This window comes from Roseateles sp. P5_E1 (genome assembly GCF_054049335.1).
This window is the reverse complement of record NZ_JBFUMN010000382.1, coordinates 1-562: the sequence shown is the minus strand read 5'-3', so window position 1 is coordinate 562 and position 562 is coordinate 1. Positions and strand designations below refer to the sequence as shown.

Below are 562 nucleotides of genomic sequence, written 5' to 3'. Positions count from 1 at the left end.
GAACGGCGAGGGCACGTACACCCCGTTGACCAGGGCAAAGCCGTTGTCCTCGACTACCGCGTCCAGGTAGGTATAGCCACCAAACACCTGCCAGCCCTGCACGATCGTGCCGCTGAAGCCGATCTCGGCGCCCTTGACCTTCTTGCTGCCCGCGTTCTGGGTGGTGCCCGCATCGCTGGTGACGCGCGCGTTGGTCATCTCGGTTTCGAAGATCGCACCGGTCAGCGACAGGCGCGCATCGAACAGGTCCCACTTGGTRCCCAGTTCGATGTTGCGGCTGCGCTGCGGCTTGAGATCCTGGATGGTGGCGCTGATGCCATCGGCGCCATCACCGCCGTCGGTGCCCACCGGGGTGGAGGAGGTGCCCCAGGACAGGTAGATGCTGCCGTTTTCCACCGGCTTGAAGACCAGCCCGGCCTGGCCGTTCCAGAACGAGGTGTCGTTGCGCAGGTGCTGCAGGTTGGCTGCGGCCGTCGGGTTGAACTGGTGGGTGCTGTAGTCGTCGAAGCGCGCGCCCAGGTTGAGCATCCACTGCTCGCTGAAGCTGATGGTGTCGAACACG

General features: G+C 64.7%; 1 protein-coding gene. It reads right to left on the bottom strand.

The window, feature by feature from the left end; genetic code table 11:
- Nucleotides 1-562, bottom strand: a 562-nt coding sequence (locus ACXJKJ_RS31650; protein WP_457395666.1) for a TonB-dependent receptor domain-containing protein, incomplete at both ends; no start/stop codon positions are given.